General features: G+C 70.4%; 16 protein-coding genes and 1 pseudogene. 7 read left to right on the forward strand and 10 right to left on the reverse strand.

Annotation, left to right across the window (positions count from 1 at the left end; all coding sequences use genetic code 11):
• Positions 1–127 precede the first annotated feature (127 nt).
• The 3 genes from D8M35_RS11905 to glgA all read right to left on the reverse strand — a co-directional run bounded on the left by D8M35_RS11905 (position 128) and on the right by glgA (position 2,505).
• The gene (locus tag D8M35_RS11905; protein WP_022905175.1) at positions 128–376 is read right to left on the reverse strand and encodes a type B 50S ribosomal protein L31; all 249 of its coding nucleotides are present in this window, start codon (positions 374–376) and stop codon (positions 128–130) included.
• 137 nt (positions 377–513) lie between these two features.
• Positions 514–1,296 (reverse strand): ABC transporter ATP-binding protein, encoded by a 783-nt coding sequence (locus tag D8M35_RS11910; protein ID WP_126892065.1) that lies wholly within the window; start codon positions 1,294–1,296, stop codon positions 514–516.
• Between the two features lie 9 nt (positions 1,297–1,305).
• On the reverse strand, positions 1,306–2,505 hold the full coding sequence (gene glgA, locus D8M35_RS11915) for a glycogen synthase (protein WP_126892066.1): 1,200 nt from the start codon (positions 2,503–2,505) through the stop codon (positions 1,306–1,308).
• 47 nt (positions 2,506–2,552) lie between these two features.
• Between glgA and D8M35_RS11920 the strand changes: the two genes are divergently transcribed.
• Complete coding sequence (locus tag D8M35_RS11920) at positions 2,553–3,794, forward strand: glucose-1-phosphate adenylyltransferase (protein ID WP_126892067.1); 1,242 nt, start codon at positions 2,553–2,555, stop codon at positions 3,792–3,794.
• A gap of 222 nt (positions 3,795–4,016) precedes the next feature.
• Entirely contained in the window at positions 4,017–4,655 is a 639-nt protein-coding gene (gene serB / locus D8M35_RS11925) for a phosphoserine phosphatase SerB (RefSeq protein ID WP_126892068.1), read from the forward strand.
• Between the two features lie 126 nt (positions 4,656–4,781).
• Here the strand turns inward: serB and fabG are convergent, their stop codons facing one another.
• Positions 4,782–5,495 (reverse strand): 3-oxoacyl-ACP reductase FabG, encoded by a 714-nt coding sequence (gene fabG / locus D8M35_RS11930; RefSeq protein WP_126892069.1) that lies wholly within the window; start codon positions 5,493–5,495, stop codon positions 4,782–4,784.
• Positions 5,496–5,674: 179 nt separating this feature from the next.
• Between fabG and D8M35_RS11935 the strand changes: the two genes are divergently transcribed.
• The 3 genes and pseudogenes from D8M35_RS11935 to D8M35_RS11945 all read left to right on the forward strand — a co-directional run bounded on the left by D8M35_RS11935 (position 5,675) and on the right by D8M35_RS11945 (position 7,499).
• Complete coding sequence (locus tag D8M35_RS11935) at positions 5,675–6,151, forward strand: DUF3099 domain-containing protein (RefSeq protein ID WP_161972653.1); 477 nt, start codon at positions 5,675–5,677, stop codon at positions 6,149–6,151.
• Positions 6,151–6,357 (forward strand): annotated as a pseudogene (locus tag D8M35_RS11940) (hypothetical protein); the annotation flags it as partial. The gene D8M35_RS11935 and the pseudogene D8M35_RS11940, both read left to right, overlap by 1 nt.
• 98 nt (positions 6,358–6,455) lie before the next feature.
• Positions 6,456–7,499 (forward strand): SURF1 family protein, encoded by a 1,044-nt coding sequence (locus D8M35_RS11945; protein WP_174234743.1) that lies wholly within the window; start codon positions 6,456–6,458, stop codon positions 7,497–7,499.
• Between the two features lie 63 nt (positions 7,500–7,562).
• Here the strand turns inward: D8M35_RS11945 and D8M35_RS11950 are convergent, their stop codons facing one another.
• Complete coding sequence (locus D8M35_RS11950) at positions 7,563–9,161, reverse strand: ABC-F family ATP-binding cassette domain-containing protein (RefSeq protein ID WP_126892071.1); 1,599 nt, start codon at positions 9,159–9,161, stop codon at positions 7,563–7,565.
• Positions 9,162–9,277: 116 nt separating this feature from the next.
• Between D8M35_RS11950 and D8M35_RS11955 the strand changes: the two genes are divergently transcribed.
• Positions 9,278–9,877 carry a biotin transporter BioY gene (locus D8M35_RS11955; RefSeq protein ID WP_126892072.1) on the forward strand — a complete coding sequence of 200 codons (600 nt, stop codon included), beginning with the start codon at positions 9,278–9,280 and terminating at the stop codon, positions 9,875–9,877.
• Positions 9,878–10,133: 256 nt separating this feature from the next.
• Here D8M35_RS11955 and D8M35_RS11960 read toward each other — a convergent pair whose 3' ends face one another.
• Genes D8M35_RS11960 through sufB form a run of 5 tightly spaced genes read right to left on the reverse strand, consistent with a single transcriptional unit; the run spans position 10,134 to position 14,365 of the window.
• On the reverse strand, positions 10,134–10,463 hold the full coding sequence (locus tag D8M35_RS11960; RefSeq protein WP_022902786.1) for a metal-sulfur cluster assembly factor: 330 nt from the start codon (positions 10,461–10,463) through the stop codon (positions 10,134–10,136).
• The gene (gene sufC, locus D8M35_RS11965) at positions 10,463–11,230 is read right to left on the reverse strand and encodes a Fe-S cluster assembly ATPase SufC (RefSeq protein WP_066654406.1); all 768 of its coding nucleotides are present in this window, start codon (positions 11,228–11,230) and stop codon (positions 10,463–10,465) included. Before sufC ends, D8M35_RS11960 begins: the two co-directional genes overlap by 1 nt.
• A 58-nt stretch (positions 11,231–11,288) precedes the next feature.
• On the reverse strand, positions 11,289–11,618 hold the full coding sequence (locus D8M35_RS11970; RefSeq protein ID WP_126892073.1) for a non-heme iron oxygenase ferredoxin subunit: 330 nt from the start codon (positions 11,616–11,618) through the stop codon (positions 11,289–11,291).
• Positions 11,615–12,946, reverse strand: coding sequence for a Fe-S cluster assembly protein SufD (gene sufD, locus D8M35_RS11975; protein WP_126892074.1), 1,332 nt, complete (start codon positions 12,944–12,946; stop codon positions 11,615–11,617). Before sufD ends, D8M35_RS11970 begins: the two co-directional genes overlap by 4 nt.
• The gene (gene sufB / locus D8M35_RS11980; RefSeq protein WP_126892075.1) at positions 12,947–14,365 is read right to left on the reverse strand and encodes a Fe-S cluster assembly protein SufB; all 1,419 of its coding nucleotides are present in this window, start codon (positions 14,363–14,365) and stop codon (positions 12,947–12,949) included. It abuts the gene before it with no gap.
• A 250-nt stretch (positions 14,366–14,615) separates the two neighbouring features.
• On the opposite strand from sufB, the gene D8M35_RS11985 reads away from it, so the two are divergent.
• Positions 14,616–15,602 (forward strand): heme A synthase, encoded by a 987-nt coding sequence (locus D8M35_RS11985; RefSeq protein ID WP_126892076.1) that lies wholly within the window; start codon positions 14,616–14,618, stop codon positions 15,600–15,602.
• Positions 15,603–15,772: the final 170 nt, after the last annotated feature.

The following is a 15,772-nucleotide window of genomic DNA, read 5'->3' on the forward strand; positions in this document are numbered from 1 at the left end:
TGGGGCGCACCATCCGCAGTGGGGCGCGACCCGCGCCGCCACCGGGCACAGCGCGCCGCACGCCCCCGCAACGCAGAACGGGCGGCCCTCCCGCAGGAGGACCGCCCGTCCGAGCGCGAACGCGGACTTACTTGCTGAAGCCCTTGAAGCGCTGGTTGAACTTCTCGACGCGACCGGCCGAGTCGAGGATGCGCTGCTTGCCCGTGTAGAACGGGTGCGACGCGGACGAGATCTCGACGTCGATGACCGGGTAGGTCGCACCGTCGAGCTCGATGGTCTTGTCGCTGGTCGCGGTCGAACGCGTCAGGAACGTCTCACCGGAAGCCAGGTCGCGGAAAACGATGGCGTTGTACTCGGGGTGGGTGTCGGTCTTCATGGAGATTCCTCGGTTGGAGATGGTGGGAGGTGCGCGGACGGCCGGTTCGAGCGGACTCGATCGGGACCCCCCGCGCGGGAAGTCTGCGGCGTGCGCCAGCCGTCCACGTTACCAGACGACGGGCCGGATCGGGAGCGTCAGGCCGCGCGTGCCGTGTACCGACCGGCGTCCTTCGACACGGTCAGCTCCACGCCGAAGGCCTGGGACAGCGTCGGGGCAGTCAGGACCTCGTCGATGGGACCCGCGGCCTGCACACTGCCGTCGGCGAGCACGAGGGCGTGCGTGAAGCCCTCGGGGATCTCCTCGACGTGGTGCGTGACGATGACGATCGCCGGCGAGTCGCTGCTCTGCGCGTACCCGCCGAGCGTGCGGACCAGGCTCTCGCGCGCGCCGAGGTCGAGCGACGCAGCCGGCTCGTCGAGGAACAGCACCTCGGGGTCGGTCATCACGGCACGGGCGATCTGCACGCGCTTCTGCTCGCCGTCGCTCAGCTCACCGAAGGTGCGGTCGGTGAAGTCACCGAGGCCCCACTCGTCGAGCACGCGCTGGGCGCGGCGGACGTCGAGCTCCTCGTACTCCTCGTTCCAGCGCCCGGTCACCGAGTAGGCAGCGGTCAGCACGACGTCGACGACCTTCTCGGTCACCGGGATCCGTCGGGCGAGGGCCGTCGACGCGAAGCCGATGCGCGGGCGCAGCTCGAACAGGTCCGCGCCGCCGAGTTCGGTCCCGAGCACCTCGACGCTGCCCGATGTCGGGAACGTCTGGGCGCCGGCCACCTGCAGCAGCGTGGTCTTGCCCGCGCCGTTGGCACCGAGCACCACCCAGCGTTCGTCGTCCTGCACCTCCCACGAGATCCCGTCGAGGATGGTGGCCCCGTTGCGGACCACGGAGACGTCTGACAAGCGCACGACCGAGGGCATGGCCCCAGCCTACGGCTTCCGGGCGAGCACCTCGTCGTAGACCTGCCGTGTGCGGTGCGCGATCGCGTCCCAGGTGAACTCGCTCTCGACACGCAGGCGCCCGGCGCGTCCCATGAGCTTCGCGAGTCCCTCGTCGGCCAGGACCTCGTCGAGCGTGCGGGCGAGGTCGGCGACGAAGCGGTCCGGGTCGGTGGGCGTCCCGGTGCCGTCCTGCGCCTGGTCGATCGGGACGATGCGCCCGGTCAGTCCGTCGGCGACGACCTCGGGGATGCCGCCCGTGCGGGTCCCGACCACGGGGATCCCGCAGGCCATCGCCTCGAGGTTGACGATGCCGAGCGGCTCGTAGATCGACGGGCAGACGAAGACGGTGCCCGACGACAGGACGTTCACGACCTCCTGGTGGGAGAGCATCCGGTCGATCCAGACCACACCGTCGCGCTCGGCGCGCAGGGACTCGACGAGTCCGGTGACCTCGGCCATGATCTCCGGCGTGTCCGGAGCGCCCGCGCACAGCACGATCTGCACGTCGGACGGCAGCGACGCCACCGCACGGAGCAGGTACGGCAGGCCCTTCTGCCGGGTGATCCGGCCGACGAACACCACCGAGCGGCGCGACGGGTCGATGCCGAGGGCGCGCACGGCGTCCTCGTCGACGGTCGGCTTCCACTCGTCGATGTCGATGCCGTTGTAGACGACGTGGACCTTCGCCGGGTCGATCGACGGGTAGGAGCGCAGGATGTCGGCGCGCATGGCCTTGGAGACCGCGATCACGCCGTCGGCCTGCTCGAAGGCCTCGCGCTCCATCCAGCTCGACAGCCGGTACCCGCCGCCGAGCTGCTCGGCCTTCCACGGGCGCAGCGGCTCGAGGCTGTGCGCGGTGACCACGTGCGGGATGCCGTGGGTGAGCTGCGCGATGCGTCCCGCGGCGTTCGCGTACCAGGTGTGGGAGTGCACCAGGTCGGCGCCCTCGACGTCGGCGGCGATGCGGACGTCGGTGCCGAGCGCCTGGAGCGCACCGTTCGCGTCCCCGAGCCCCTCGGGCGTGCGGTAGGCCCACACGCCCTCCTCGTCGCGGAACGCCCCGAAGGCACGCACGCGCACGTCCGTGTCCGTCCCCGACCGCAGCGCAGCCGTGAGCTCGGCCACGTGGACACCCGCTCCGCCGTAGACCTCCGGCGGATACTCCCTGGTCAGTAGATCGACTCGCACGGACTCAAGGTAACGGGTCTGCCGTCCGGACGCCTACTGTGAACCACATGGCACCAAAGAAGGTATTCGGCATCGTCCTCGCCGGCGGCGAGGGCAAGCGGCTCATGCCGCTCACGGCCGACCGTGCGAAGCCCGCAGTCCCGTTCGGCGGCAACTTCCGCCTCATCGACTTCGCGCTCTCCAACCTGGTCAACTCCGGGTTGCAGAAGATCGTCGTCCTGACCCAGTACAAGTCGCACAGCCTCGACCGCCACGTGGCCGAGACCTGGCGCATGGAGGGGCTCCTCGGATCCTACGTCGCGTCGGTGCCGGCGCAGCAGCGACTCGGCAAGCGGTGGTTCGCCGGCTCGGCGGACGCGATCCTGCAGTCGCTCAACCTGCTGCGCGACGAGCGCCCGGACATCGTGGTCGTGGTCGGTGCCGACCACGTCTACCGGATGGACTTCCACCAGATGATCGAGGCCCACATCGCCTCCGGCCGCAGTGCCACGGTCGCGGCGATCCGGCAGCCGATCGGACTCGCCGACCAGTTCGGCGTCATCCAGGTGGACCAGGACGACCCCACCAAGATCGACGCGTTCCTCGAGAAGCCGAAGGACGCCGTCGGCCTGGCCGACTCGCCCGACGAGATCCTCGCGTCGATGGGCAACTACGTGTTCAACGCCGACGCCCTCGTCGACGCGGTGCTCCGCGACGGGCAGATCGAGTCGAGCAAGCACGACATGGGCGGCGACATCGTGCCGGACTTCGTGGCCCGCGGCGACGCCGGCGTCTACGACCTGCAGCGCAACGACGTGCCCGGGTCGAACGACCGCGACCGGTACTACTGGCGCGACGTGGGCACGATCGACTCGTTCTTCGACGCCCACATGGACCTCATCGCGCCGGTGCCGGTCTTCAACCTGTACAACCAGGACTGGCCGATCTTCAACCAGCAGACGAACCTGCCGCCGGCGAAGTTCGTGCGCGACGCGAACGGCAACACCGGCTCGACGGTCGACTCGATCGTCTCCCTCGGCTGCCTGCTCTCCGGTGCGCAGGTCGAGCGCAGTGTGATCGGTCCGTGGTGCGGCATCGACTCCGGCGCGAAGGTCCTCGACTCGATCGTGTTCGAGCGCGCGTCGATCGGTGCCGGTTCGATCGTGAACCGCGCGATCCTCGACAAGGACGTGGTCATCGCTCCCGGCGCGCAGGTCGGCGTCGACCGCGAGACCGACGAGGCCCGCGGCTTCACGGTGACCGAGTCGGGGATCACCGTCGTCGGCAAGGGCGTCCGGGTCGAGGCCTGACCCCACCGCACCGGTCACCGAGTCCGGACTGCACCCGCTGCGTCGGCAAGGGCGTCCGGGTCGAGGCCTGACCCCACCGCACCGGTCACCGAGTCCGGACTGCACCCGCTGCGTCGGCAAGGGCGTCCGGGTCGAGGCCTGACCCCACCCACCACGCGGCCTGGAGGCGCGGCTGACGTCACAGACGTCGGCCGCGCCTCCTGCTGTCGGTACCGTTGGTGCGTGCCACGCTTCCTCGTCGTCCTCGATGCCGACTCCACGCTGCTCGAGGACGAGGTCATCGAACTGCTCGCCGACCACGCCGGGACCCGGCCACAGGTGCAGGCGGTGACGGAGCGCGCCATGCGCGGCGAGATCGACTTCGCCGAGAGCCTCCGGGAGCGGGTCGCGACCCTGGCGGGCCTCCCGGCCGACGTCTGCACGCGCGCGCAGCAGGCGGTCCGCGTGACGCGGGGTGCTGAGGAGCTGGTCCGCGGCGTGCACGCCGCCGGCGGCACCGTCGGCGTCGTGTCCGGCGGGTTCCACGAGGTCCTCGACCCGTTCGCCGCGCGGCTCGGCCTCGACCACTGCCGGGCCAACCGGCTCGAGGTGGTGGACGGCGTGCTCACCGGTCGCGTGCTCGGTGACGTCGTCGACGCCGAGGCGAAGGCCGGGACGCTGCGCGCGTGGGCCGGGGCGGACGACGTCCCGCTGTCCCGTACCGTGGCGGTCGGTGACGGGGCCAACGACCTCGTCATGATGGGCGTCGCGGCCCTGGGCGTGGCCTTCGACGCGAAGCCGCTGGTCCGCGAGCGGGCGGACGTGGCGGTCGTCGACCGCGACCTGTCCGCGGTGCTCGCGACGCTCGGCCTGCGCGGCTGATCCGCGGCCCGGGGGCGTCGCCGAGACTCGGGGTGGGCGACCGCTCTCGTGCCCGATGGCGCGAGACCCGTCCCTGGTCCCGAGACCCGGACCGGTGCGTCCGGGTCTCGGGACGACGCAGACGGGCTAGTGGCCCATCCCGAGACCGCCGTCGACCGGGATCACCGCACCGGAGACGTACCCGGCGCCGTCGCTCGCCAGGAAGAGCGTGGCGTCGGCGACGTCGTCGACCGTGCCGTAGCGCGCCGCCGGGATCTGCTTCTTGAACTCGGCCTGCAGCTCCTCGGGGAGCGCGGCCGTCATGTCGGTCTGGATGAACCCCGGCGCGACGACGTTGGCGGTGATGCCGCGCGAGCCGAGCTCACGGGTGATCGAGCGGGCCATGCCGACGAGCGCGGCCTTCGACGAGGCGTAGTTGACCTGGCCGACCTGTCCGTAGGCGCCGACGACGCTCGACATGAGCACGATGCGGCCGAACTTCGCCTTCATCATCCCCTTGGTCGCACGCTTGACCACCCGGAACGTGCCCGTCAGGTTCGTGTCGACGACGCTCGTGAAGTCCTCCTCCGACATGCGGAGCAGGAGCTGGTCGTTCGTGATGCCGGCGTTCGCGACCAGCACCTCGATCGGCCCCAGCTCGGCCTCGACCTGGGTGAAGGCAGCGTCGACCGACGTGGAGTCGGTGATGTCGGCGGCGACGGTGAGCGCACCCTCGGGTCCGCCCTGACCGCTCCGGGAGGTCACGGCGACGCGGTGTCCCTCGGCGACGAAGCGTGCAGCGAGGGCGTGGCCGATGCCGCGGTTGCCGCCGGTGACGAGGACGGTACGGGGGGTGGTCATGATCGCTCCGTTCGAGTGGGGGTGACGCGGCGTGTGCCGGTCCGACCGCGAGGCCTGCGGCCGCTGGACACGCCCGGACGAGCGTACCGGAGCCGTTCCCCGCACCTGTCCCCCGCGCGGTGGGTCGACTGTCGGTGGTCCGGGCTTAGGCTTGACCCTGGCGAATGGAAGAACACCGTATGAAGTCGACGCAGCGCCGGTTCCACGCGACGCACACCCACTCCGGGTCCACGCAGAGCATCACGTCCCTGCCTGACTCCCCCGAGCTGGACCGGGCGCACCGCCTGTCCAAGTACGTCTGGCAGATGGGCGTGCGTGTCGTGTGCTTCATCGGCGCTGTCCTCGTGTGGACGACGTGGCACACCTGGCTCGCGGTCATCCCGATCGTGCTCGCCGCGGTGATCCCGTGGGTGGCCGTGATCCTCGCGAACGCCGGCAACCACGCCGAGAGCGACATCGTCGCACCCGCTGGTTCGATCGAGCTCTACGACGCCGTCGACCCCCGTCTCCGCGAGCAGCAGGAGGACGCCCGGGCCGAGGCCTACCGCGCCGAGCAGGAACGCCTCCGCGAGCAGGCCCAGCACGCGCAGGAGGAATGGCAGCGGAACGGCGACCGCTCCCGTGTGTGGTCCGCGAAGTCCCGGACGCGTCGCTGATGGGCGCGACGTTCGACCTCTTCACCGAGCCGGGTTCGACGCCGGTCTGCTCGCGAGCGGGCTGCACGAACACCGCCGAGTGGCGGATCAACTGGCGGAACCCGCGCATCCACGCCGTCGACCGGGTGAAGATCTGGGCGGCGTGCGAGGAACACTGCGACTTCCTCGCCGACTACCTGCGTTCTCGCTCGTTCCCGGTCCGGGTGACCGGGATGCACGAGGACGTCGACAGCCTCGACGACGTCCGTGCGCGTGAGGACGCTCCCAAGAACGACGTCGGGGTGCGCTCCACCGGCACCGGACGATGACGGACGAGTTCGACCCCACCGCCCGCTACGGCCGGAAGCACGCCGCGAAGCTGCAGCGCGACGCCGGACGACGTCCGACCACCGATGTCGACGGCGCCCCCAGGTCCGACGGCGCTGCCACGTCCGACGGCGCCCCCACGTCCGACCGCACGGACGCCCCGTCCTCGGTCCGCGCCGGCACCGCTGACGGTCCCACGGTCGGTTGGGCCTTCGTCCGGAGCCGCCGTTGGGTGGGCTACTTCGCGATCGCCGTGGCCTTCGCGATCATCTGCACGCTCTTCGGCATGTGGCAGTGGGACCGCCGCAACGAGGCGGTCCGGCAGAACGAGCAGATCGCACAGAACTACGACCACACCCCCGTGCCGCTCGACCAGGCGCTCCCCCGGGCCTCCTCGTGGAGCGACGACCAGCAGTGGCTCCGTGTCGAGGTCACCGGCCGGTACGACGTCGACGACCAGCTCCTCGTCCGCAACCGCGTGCACAACGGACAGCCCGGGTTCGAGGTGCTCACGCCGCTCGTCACCGCCGACGGCCGCGCGTTCGTGGTCGACCGGGGGTGGGTCCCGACCGGCAACCGGCAGGACGCCCCGGACAGCGTCCCCGCTCCCCCGAGCGGCGAGGTGACGGTGACGGCACGCCTGCAGCAGAGCGAGCCGCGCATCCCCGGACGCACGGATCCGTCGCACACCGACCAGGTGCAGTCCGTCACGCTCGCCGACGTGGCGGACAAGGTGGACGCACCGATCTGGACGGGCGCGTACGGCCAGCTCGCCTCCGAGTCCCCCGCGCCGACGGACGCCCGGCCCCTCGGCTGGGACCGCCCCTCGGCGGACACGGGTCTGCACCTCAGCTACTTCATCCAGTGGTTCCTCTTCGCCGCGGGCGGCTTCGGGTTCCTGGCGTACGTGATGGTGCAGGAGTACCGGAACCTCAACCAGGACGACCCCGAGGAGCGTGAGCGGGCGCTCGAGCGGCAGCGGCGGAAGGACGCCAAGCCGCGGTCCGACGACGAGGTCGAGGACGAACTGCTGGGCGTGTAGCCACCGACGCAACGGGAGGCGCGGTGCCAGCTGGCACCGCGCCTCCCGTTGCGTCCTGGGTCGCTACGCGAGCTCGATGAGCTCCGCGTAGTCCTTGTTCCAGTGGTCCTCGGTGCCGTCCGGCAGCAGCAGGACACGCTCGGGGTTGAGCGCCTCGACCGCGCCGGCGTCGTGCGACACCAAGACGACCGCGCCCTCGTAGCCGGCGAGGGCGCCGAGGATCTCCTCGCGCGATGCCGGGTCCAGGTTGTTGGTCGGCTCGTCGAGCAGCAGCACGTTCGCGCCCGACACGACGATCATCGCGAGCGACAGACGGGTCTTCTCGCCGCCGGAGAGCACGCCGGCCTTCTTGTACCCGTCGTCGCCGGTGAACAGGAACGAGCCGAGCACGCGACGGGCCTCGGTCTCGGTCAGGTTCGGCGACGCCGACACCATGTTCTCGATGACCGTGCGGTTCACGTCGATGTTCTCGTGCTCCTGCGCGTAGTACCCGATGCGCAGGCCGTGGCCGGGGAGGATCTCGCCCGTGTCCGGCTGGTCCGCGCCGGCGAGGATGCGGAGCAGCGTCGTCTTGCCGGCACCGTTGAAGCCGAGGATGACCACGCGCGAGCCGCGGTCGATCGCCAGGTCGAGTCCGGCGAAGATCTCGAGCGAGCCGTAGGACTTCGACAGGCCCTCGGCCATCAGCGGCGTCCGGCCGCAGGCTGCCGGCGTCGGGAAGCGCAGCTTGGCGACGCGGTCGACGGCGCGCTCGTCCTCGAGCCCGGCCAGGAGCTTCTCGGCGCGGGCGACCATCTGGTGCGCCGCGGCGGCCTTCGTGGCCTTCGCGCCGAAGCGGGCGGCCTGGTCCTTGAGTGTCGCGGCCTTCTTCTCGGCGTTCGCGCGCTCCTTGCGGCGGCGGTCCTCGTCGGCGGCACGCTGCCGCTGGTAGAGCTTCCACCCCATGTTGTAGACGTCGATCGTCTGGCGGTTCGCGTCGAGGTAGAAGACGCGGTTGACGACCTCGTCGACGAGCTCGACGTCGTGCGAGATCACGATGACACCGCCCGCGTAGGTCTTGAGGTGCTCGCGCAGCCAGATGATCGAGTCCGCGTCGAGGTGGTTCGTCGGCTCGTCGAGGATCATCGTCTCGGCGTCCGAGAACAGGATGCGCGCGAGCTCGATGCGACGACGCTGACCGCCCGAGAGCGTCTTGAGGGGCTGGTCGAGGATGCGGTCCGGCAGCTTGAGGTTCGACGCGATCGACGCCGCCTCGGCCTCGGCCGCGTAGCCCCCGAGGGCGTTGAACTGGTCGTCGAGGCGGCTGTAGCGACGCATGGCCTTCTCGGCGGTGTCCGGGTCCTCGCTGGCCATGTCGAGCGTCGCCTGGCGGATCCCCTCGACGAGCTCACCGAGCCCTCGGGCGTCGAGGATGCGCTTGCGGGCGGAGTCCTCGGGGTTGCCCGAGCGCGGGTCCTGCGGCAGGTAGCCGATCTCGCCGGAGCGCTCGATCTTGCCGTCGGTCGGCTGCGCCTCGCCGGCGAGGGCCTTGGTCATCGTGGTCTTGCCGGCGCCGTTGCGCCCGACGAGCCCGATCTTGTCACCCTTCTCGACACGGAAGGACACGTGCTCCATGAGGAGGCGAGCGCCTACGCGGATCTCGAGGTCGTGCACGGCAAGCACAGGAGGACGTCCAATCAGTTGGTGATGTGCACAACGACGTGTGCGGGAGGTGCACCGCTACGCTGACGGGACCGATGGTCCTCGAACGGGACCAGCAGTCCATTCTAGGAGAATCCATGACGAACGCCACCGGGTTCGCTCGCCGCGCAGTCCTCGCCGACCGTCTTCGCACCTCGGGGCTCGCCACCGACGCCGCCCTGGTCGCCGGCGGCGCCCTGTTCACCGCCGCGATGGCACAGCTCCAGGTCCCGATGTGGCCGGTCCCGATCACCGGCCAGACCCTGGCCGTCGTGCTCGTCGGCGCCACGCTCGGCGCCCGACGCGGCATGCTGTCGCTGCTCGTCTACGCCGTCGCGGGTCTCGCGGGGGCGCCGTTCTTCGCCGAGTTCTCCGGCGGCCTCGCAGCCCTGGCCTCGCCGAGCTTCGGCTACGTCATCGGCTTCGTGCCGGCGGCCGGTCTGGTCGGTTGGCTCGCCCGCCGCAACTGGGACCGCAAGGTCGGCAGGGCGACGGTGGCGATGCTCCTCGCGAGCGCGATCCCGTTCGTGACGGGGCTGCCCTGGCTCGCTGTGGTGCTCGGTCAGCTCGGCGCGCCGAACGACCTGCAGTCGGTGCTCGCCGCTGGCCTCTACCCGTTCGTCGTCGGTGGCGTCGCCAAGGCGCTCATCGCCGCGGGCGTCCTGCCCCTGGCGTGGAAGCTGATCGGCCGCCGCTGACGCGTCCTGCTCCGCCGACGGGCCCCGCACCTCCTGGTGCGGGGCCCGTCGCCGTTCCGGCCCGGGTGGCTGTCTCGCTTCGCGAGCGAGCACGACACGCCGCGCGACGAACGCCGGGCGGGTGATGTCCGTCGCGGAGACCGGTTGAGCGCGACGGATCGTGCCCGTTCGGCGTGGCGGGGATGCTGCACCGACGACGGACGGGAGGCGCGGTGCCAGCTGGCACCGCGCCTCCCGTCCGTTGCGGTGGTGGCGTCTAGATCGAGAAGCCGAGCGCGCGCATCATCTCGCGCCCGTCGTCGGTGATCCGCTCCGGACCCCACGGCGGCATCCAGACCCAGTTGATGCGGAACGCGTCGACGATGCCGTCGAGCGCGTTCGCCGTGTCGCCCTCGATGACGTCGGTGAGCGGGCAGCCCGCGCTCGTCAGCGTCATGCTGATCACGAGCGCGTTCGCCTCGTCGTCCATCGCCAGGTCGTAGATCAGGCCGAGGTCGACGATGTTGACGCCGAGCTCCGGGTCCTGGACCTCCTTGAGGCCCTCGACGACCTCGTCGAACTTCTCCGGGGAGAGTGCGGTGATCATCAGTTGCCCGCCGCAGCTGCCTGGACGTAGCGGTCGTAGCCCTCGTTCTCGAGGCGCTCGGCGAGCTCGGGGCCGCCCTGCTCGGCGACCTTGCCCGCGACGAAGACGTGCACGAAGTCCGGCTTGATGTAGCGGAGGATGCGCGTGTAGTGCGTGATGAGGAGCACGCCGAGGCCGGTGGCGGCCTTCGCGCGGTTGACGCCCTCGGACACGATCTTGAGCGCGTCGACGTCGAGGCCCGAGTCGGTCTCGTCGAGCACGGCGAACTTCGGCTTGAGGAGCTCGAGCTGCATGATCTCGTGGCGCTTCTTCTCGCCGCCCGAAAAGCCCTCGTTCACGTTGCGCTCGGCGAACGACGAGTCCATCTTGAGGTCGGCCATCGACTGGCGGAGGTCCTTGACCCAGCCGCGGAGTGCGGGGGCCTCGCCGTCGATCGCGGTCTTCGCGGTGCGCAGGAAGTTCGACACCGTCACGCCGGGGATCTCGACCGGGTACTGCATCGCGAGGAACATGCCGGCACGGGCGCGCTCGTCGACGCTCATCGCGAGGACGTCCTCGCCGTCGAGGGTGATCGAGCCACCGGTCACGTTGTAGCGCGGGTGCCCGGCGATCGTGTACGCCAGGGTGGACTTGCCGGAACCGTTCGGCCCCATGATCGCGTGGATCTCGCCCTCGTTGATGGTGAGGTCGACACCCTTGAGGATCTCCTTGGTGCCCTGATCGGTGTCGATCGAGACCTGGAGGTCGCGGATTTCGAGAGTGGACATTGCGTTCCTTCGGTTGCAGCTGGTGTGCGGCGTCAGCCGCGGAGGAGAGTGGGGTCGGTCAGTCGACGGGGACGGTGTCGTGCACGTCGACGTAGACGTCGCCGTCACGGACCTCGACCCGGAAGACCGGAACCGGCTCGTACGCCGGGAAGTTCTGCGGCTTGCCGGTGGCCAGCGAGAACCGGGACCCGTGGGCCCAGCACTCGAGCGTGTCACCCTCGACGAAGCCCTCGGCCAGGGAGATGTCCCCGTGCGTGCAGGTGTCGCCGATCGCGTGCACGGTGCCGGCGGAGTCCTTCACGATCGCCACGGCGGTGCCGTCCACGACGACGCGCATCGGGCTGTCGACGGCGATCTCGGACTCGGCGCAGACCTTCTCGGCCATCAGGCGTCCGCCTGCTCGGCCTCGGGCTCCGCTGCGACGACCGCGGTGCGGCCGTCGGCGAGCTCCTGCTCGACGGCAGCGATCAGGCGCTCCTCGAGCTCGGGCGCGCCGATCTTCTGGATGACCTCGACCAGGAAGCCGAGGACGACGAGGCGACGTGCTTCCTCCTCGGGGATGCCGCGGGCCTGCAGGTAGAAGAGCTGCTCGTCGTCGAAGCGACCGGTCGCGCTGGCGTGCCCGGCACCCTCGATGTTGCCCGTCTCGATCTCGAGGTTCGGGATGCTGTCCGCGCGCGTGCCGTCGGTCAGGACGAGGTTGCGGTTCTGCTCGTACGAGTCGGTGCCGTCACCGGCGCGGCCGATGAGCACGTCACCGATCCAGACCGTGTGCGCGCCCTCGCCCTGCAGTGCGCCCTTGTAGTTGACGCGCCCGCGGGTGTTCGCGGCGTCGTGGTTCACGTACACCTGCTGCTCGATGTACTGCCCGGCGTCGGCGAAGTACACGCCGTACATCTCGGTGTCGGCACCCTGCGCGCCGAGGTGCGTCGAGGGGTTCACCCGGACGACGTCGCCGCCGAGCGAGACCACGACGTGCTTGAGGAAGGCGTCGCGACCGACCTCGGCGAACTGCGTCGACACGTGCACCGCGTCGTCGTCCCAGTCCTGCAGGCTGACGACCGTGAGCCGGGCGCCGTCGCGGACCACGATCTCGACGTTCTCGCTGAGGAGCGCCGACCCGCGGTTGTCGATCACGACGATGCCCTGCGCGTGCTGCTCGGCCGTGATGACCGTGTGCGCCGCGCGGGCCTGCGTGCCGAAGTCCGAGCGGGTGATCGAGATCGACTCGTGTGCCTCGGTCGCCTTGACGGTGACCTTGAGCACGGCGTCGCGTGCGGTCCAGGCCGCCGCCGCGGCACGGTCCTCCGGGAGGCCCGCGGAGCCGACGAGGGGGTCGTCGCTGCGGCCCCACTCGACGTCGGCGCCCTCGGTCTGTCGGGCGAGGAACGGGTAGGCGGAACCGTCGAGGCCGCCGTCGAGGAGCGGCTGGAGCTTCGCGAGCGGCGCGAACTTCCAGTTGACCTCGCGGCCGGTGACCGGCGGGAAGGCGTCGAGGTCGCCGGACTGCGGGCGCTCCGAACGGGTCTGGACCGGGACCTTCGAGTCCCAGCCGCCGTCGGAGTGCGCCCGAGCGCCGTGCTGGTCGGTGCCCTGGCCCTGCGCCGACGGCGCCTGCTGGCCCTGCGCCACGGCGGACGGCTCGACCGGCTGGTCGATGTGCGGAGCGGGGCTCGCCCCGTCGGTCGGTGTCGGGTTGGTGCTGGTGTTCGACATCTAGCCGACGGATCCTTCCATGCTCATCTCGATGAGCTTGTTGAGTTCGAGCGCGTACTCCATCGGGAGCTCGCGGGCGATGGGCTCGATGAAGCCGCGGACGATCATGGCCATGGCCTCGTCCTCCGGCATGCCGCGCGACATGAGGTAGAACAGCTGCTCCTCGCTCACGCGGGACACCGTGGCCTCGTGGCCGAGCTGCACGTCGTCGACGCGGATGTCGATCGCCGGGTACGTGTCGCTGCGGCTCACCGTGTCGACCAGCAGCGCGTCACAGCGGACCGTGTTCGCGGCGTGGTGCGCGGCCGGGTCGACCCGGACCTCGCCGCGGTAGCCGGCGCGGCCGCCGCCGCGGGCGATCGACTTCGACACGATGGACGACGTCGTGTACGGCGCCATGTGGATCATCTTCGCGCCGGCGTCCTGGTGCTGGCCCGGACCGGCGAAGGCGACCGACAGGGTCTCACCCTTGGCGTGCTCACCGGCGAGGTAGATCGACGGGTACTTCATCGTGACCTTGGACCCGATGTTGCCGTCGATCCACTCCATCGTGGCGCCCTCGTGCGCGATCGCGCGCTTGGTGACGAGGTTGTAGACGTTGCTCGACCAGTTCTGGATCGTCGTGTAGCGCACGCGGGCGTTCTTCTTCACGATGATCTCGACGACCGCGGAGTGCAGCGAGTCCGACTTGTAGATCGGTGCCGTGCAGCCCTCGATGTAGTGGACGTAGGAGTCCTCGTCCGCGATGATCAGCGTCCGCTCGAACTGGCCCATGTTCTCGGTGTTGATCCGGAAGTAGGCCTGCAGCGGGATCTCGACGTGCACGCCCTTCGGGACGTAGACGAACGACCCACCGGACCACACGGCGGTGTTCAGCGCGGCGAACTTGTTGTCGCCGGCCGGGATGACCGAACCGAAGTACTCCTCGAAGAACTCGGGGTGCTCACGGAGCGCCGTGTCCGTGTCCATGAAGATGACGCCCTGCTGCTCCAGGTCCTCGCGGATCTGGTGGTAGACGACCTCGGACTCGTACTGGGCGGCGACGCCGGCGACGAGGCGCTGACGCTCGGCCTCGGGGATCCCGAGCCGCTCGTAGGTGTTGCGGATGTCCTCGGGGAGCTCTTCCCAGGTCTGGGCCTGCTTCTCGGTGGACTTCACGAAGTACTTGATGTTGTCGAAGTCGATGTCCGACAGGTCGGCACCCCACGACGGCATGGGCTTGCGGTCGAACAGCGTGAGCGCCTTGAGGCGGAGCTTGTGCATCCACTCGGGCTCGTTCTTCCGGCCGGAGATGTCGCTGACCACCTCGTCCGACAGACCGCGGCGCGCAGACGCACCGGCCGTGTCGGAGTCGGACCAGCCGAACTCGTACTGGCCGAGCCCTTCGAGTTCTGGACGGTCGATGAGCACGTCGGACATGGTCTCCTCGTTTCCTTCTCGCGGCAGCGTCTGTCGGGACAACCCGTGACGTCCGGACGCCATTCCACCGCAGACCTCCGACAGGAGTCCCGCGGCGTTGCTGCCTCGCAACGTCGATGGTCCCACGCAGTCGTCCGACCGATCGGCGATCTCGGCCCATTCGGAGCCGGCGCCTGCCTAGACTTGACTGCTGCTGAACCCTCGAATCCTACAGGTTCACCGCACGGAACAACAGGAAGGCACCACCCTCGTGACTCGCGTCGGACCCACCGTCGAGCAGGGCGTCCGCCCCGGCACCCGCGACCAGCGGTGGTGGTCGCTCCCCCGCGCCGTCGACCCCCGCGTGATCTGGCTCGCCTGGGCCTCCTTCGTGGTCGAGGTCGTGCTCATCGGCACCGGTGGCCTCGTGCGGCTCACGGCCTCCGGGCTGGGCTGCCCGACCTGGCCGAAGTGCACCGCCGAGTCGCTCGTGTCGACGCCCGAGATGGGCATCCACGGCGTGATCGAGTTCGGGAACCGTCTGCTCACCTTCGTGCTGGTGATCGTCGCGGTCGCGATGTTCCTGCTCGTGGTCCGGATGCGCCGCACCCGTCCCGAGCTGTTCTGGCTCGCCTTCGCCCAGGGCATCGCGATCCCGGTGCAGGCCGTGATCGGTGGACTCAGCGTCCTCACGAACCTCAACCCCTTCGTCGTCGGCCTGCACTTCGTGGTCTCGACGACGCTCGTCGCGGTCACGGCGACGCTCGTGTACCGCTCGATGAACGGCCCGCGGACCGCGGCCCGACTCGTCCCCGGCTGGTACACCGGCCTGGTCCGCGGCACGGTCGCCGCCGTGGTCGTCACCGTCCTGGTCGGCATCCTGACGACGGGCTCCGGCCCGCACGCAGGAGCGAGCGAAGCGGTCGACGGCGGGCGGCTGCACCGCACCGGGTTCGACCCGCAGCTCATGGAGCACCTGCACGCGATCCCGGCCTACGTGCTCTTCGCCCTCACCCTCGCGCTCGTCGTCGGCGCGGTCGTCCTCCGTCTGTCGAGCCGCTGGGCGCTCGTCCTGCTCGTCGTCGAGTTCGTGCAGATCGCCGTCGGCCTGACCCAGGCACGCACGGGCCTGCCGGTCGGCCTGGTGGGGACGCACATGGTGCTGGCCGGGCTCCTCGTCGGCGCCGTCACGGTCGTCGTGCTCTCGACGCGCGGCAGCGCCGGGCGCGGGGCCGTCCGGGAGCCCGTCGCCGCCTGACCGGCCTCCGCCCAGTCCCGCTTCCGACGTCCCACGCGTCGCCTCCGTCTCGAGCGCCGACGCGTGGGACGTCCTCGTCCGGACGACCCCGGTCCCGCGGCCGCGCCCGAGCCGCCGGCGGCGGCGCAGGAAGAACGGAAGAGCACACGGCCGAATGCCAGTCACCTGCA

This window comes from Curtobacterium sp. HSID17257, from assembly GCF_003989515.1.
Taxonomy (GTDB): Bacteria; Actinomycetota; Actinomycetes; order Actinomycetales; family Microbacteriaceae; genus Curtobacterium.

Coding starts and splice junctions, on each gene's coding strand:
- D8M35_RS11920 (WP_126892067.1), top strand. CDS start 2,553: ATGGCACCAAAGAAGGTATTCGGCATCGTCCTCGCCGGCGGCGAGGGC.
- D8M35_RS11910 (WP_126892065.1), bottom strand. CDS start 1,296: ATGCCCTCGGTCGTGCGCTTGTCAGACGTCTCCGTGGTCCGCAACGGG.
- D8M35_RS11935 (WP_161972653.1), top strand. CDS start 5,675: ATGAAGTCGACGCAGCGCCGGTTCCACGCGACGCACACCCACTCCGGG.
- sufB (WP_126892075.1), bottom strand. CDS start 14,365: ATGTCCGACGTGCTCATCGACCGTCCAGAACTCGAAGGGCTCGGCCAG.
- sufC (WP_066654406.1), bottom strand. CDS start 11,230: ATGTCCACTCTCGAAATCCGCGACCTCCAGGTCTCGATCGACACCGAT.
- D8M35_RS11960 (WP_022902786.1), bottom strand. CDS start 10,463: ATGATCACCGCACTCTCCCCGGAGAAGTTCGACGAGGTCGTCGAGGGC.
- D8M35_RS11905 (WP_022905175.1), bottom strand. CDS start 376: ATGAAGACCGACACCCACCCCGAGTACAACGCCATCGTTTTCCGCGAC.
- sufD (WP_126892074.1), bottom strand. CDS start 12,946: ATGTCGAACACCAGCACCAACCCGACACCGACCGACGGGGCGAGCCCC.
- fabG (WP_126892069.1), bottom strand. CDS start 5,495: ATGACCACCCCCCGTACCGTCCTCGTCACCGGCGGCAACCGCGGCATC.
- D8M35_RS11945 (WP_174234743.1), top strand. CDS start 6,456: ATGACGGACGAGTTCGACCCCACCGCCCGCTACGGCCGGAAGCACGCC.
- D8M35_RS11955 (WP_126892072.1), top strand. CDS start 9,278: ATGACGAACGCCACCGGGTTCGCTCGCCGCGCAGTCCTCGCCGACCGT.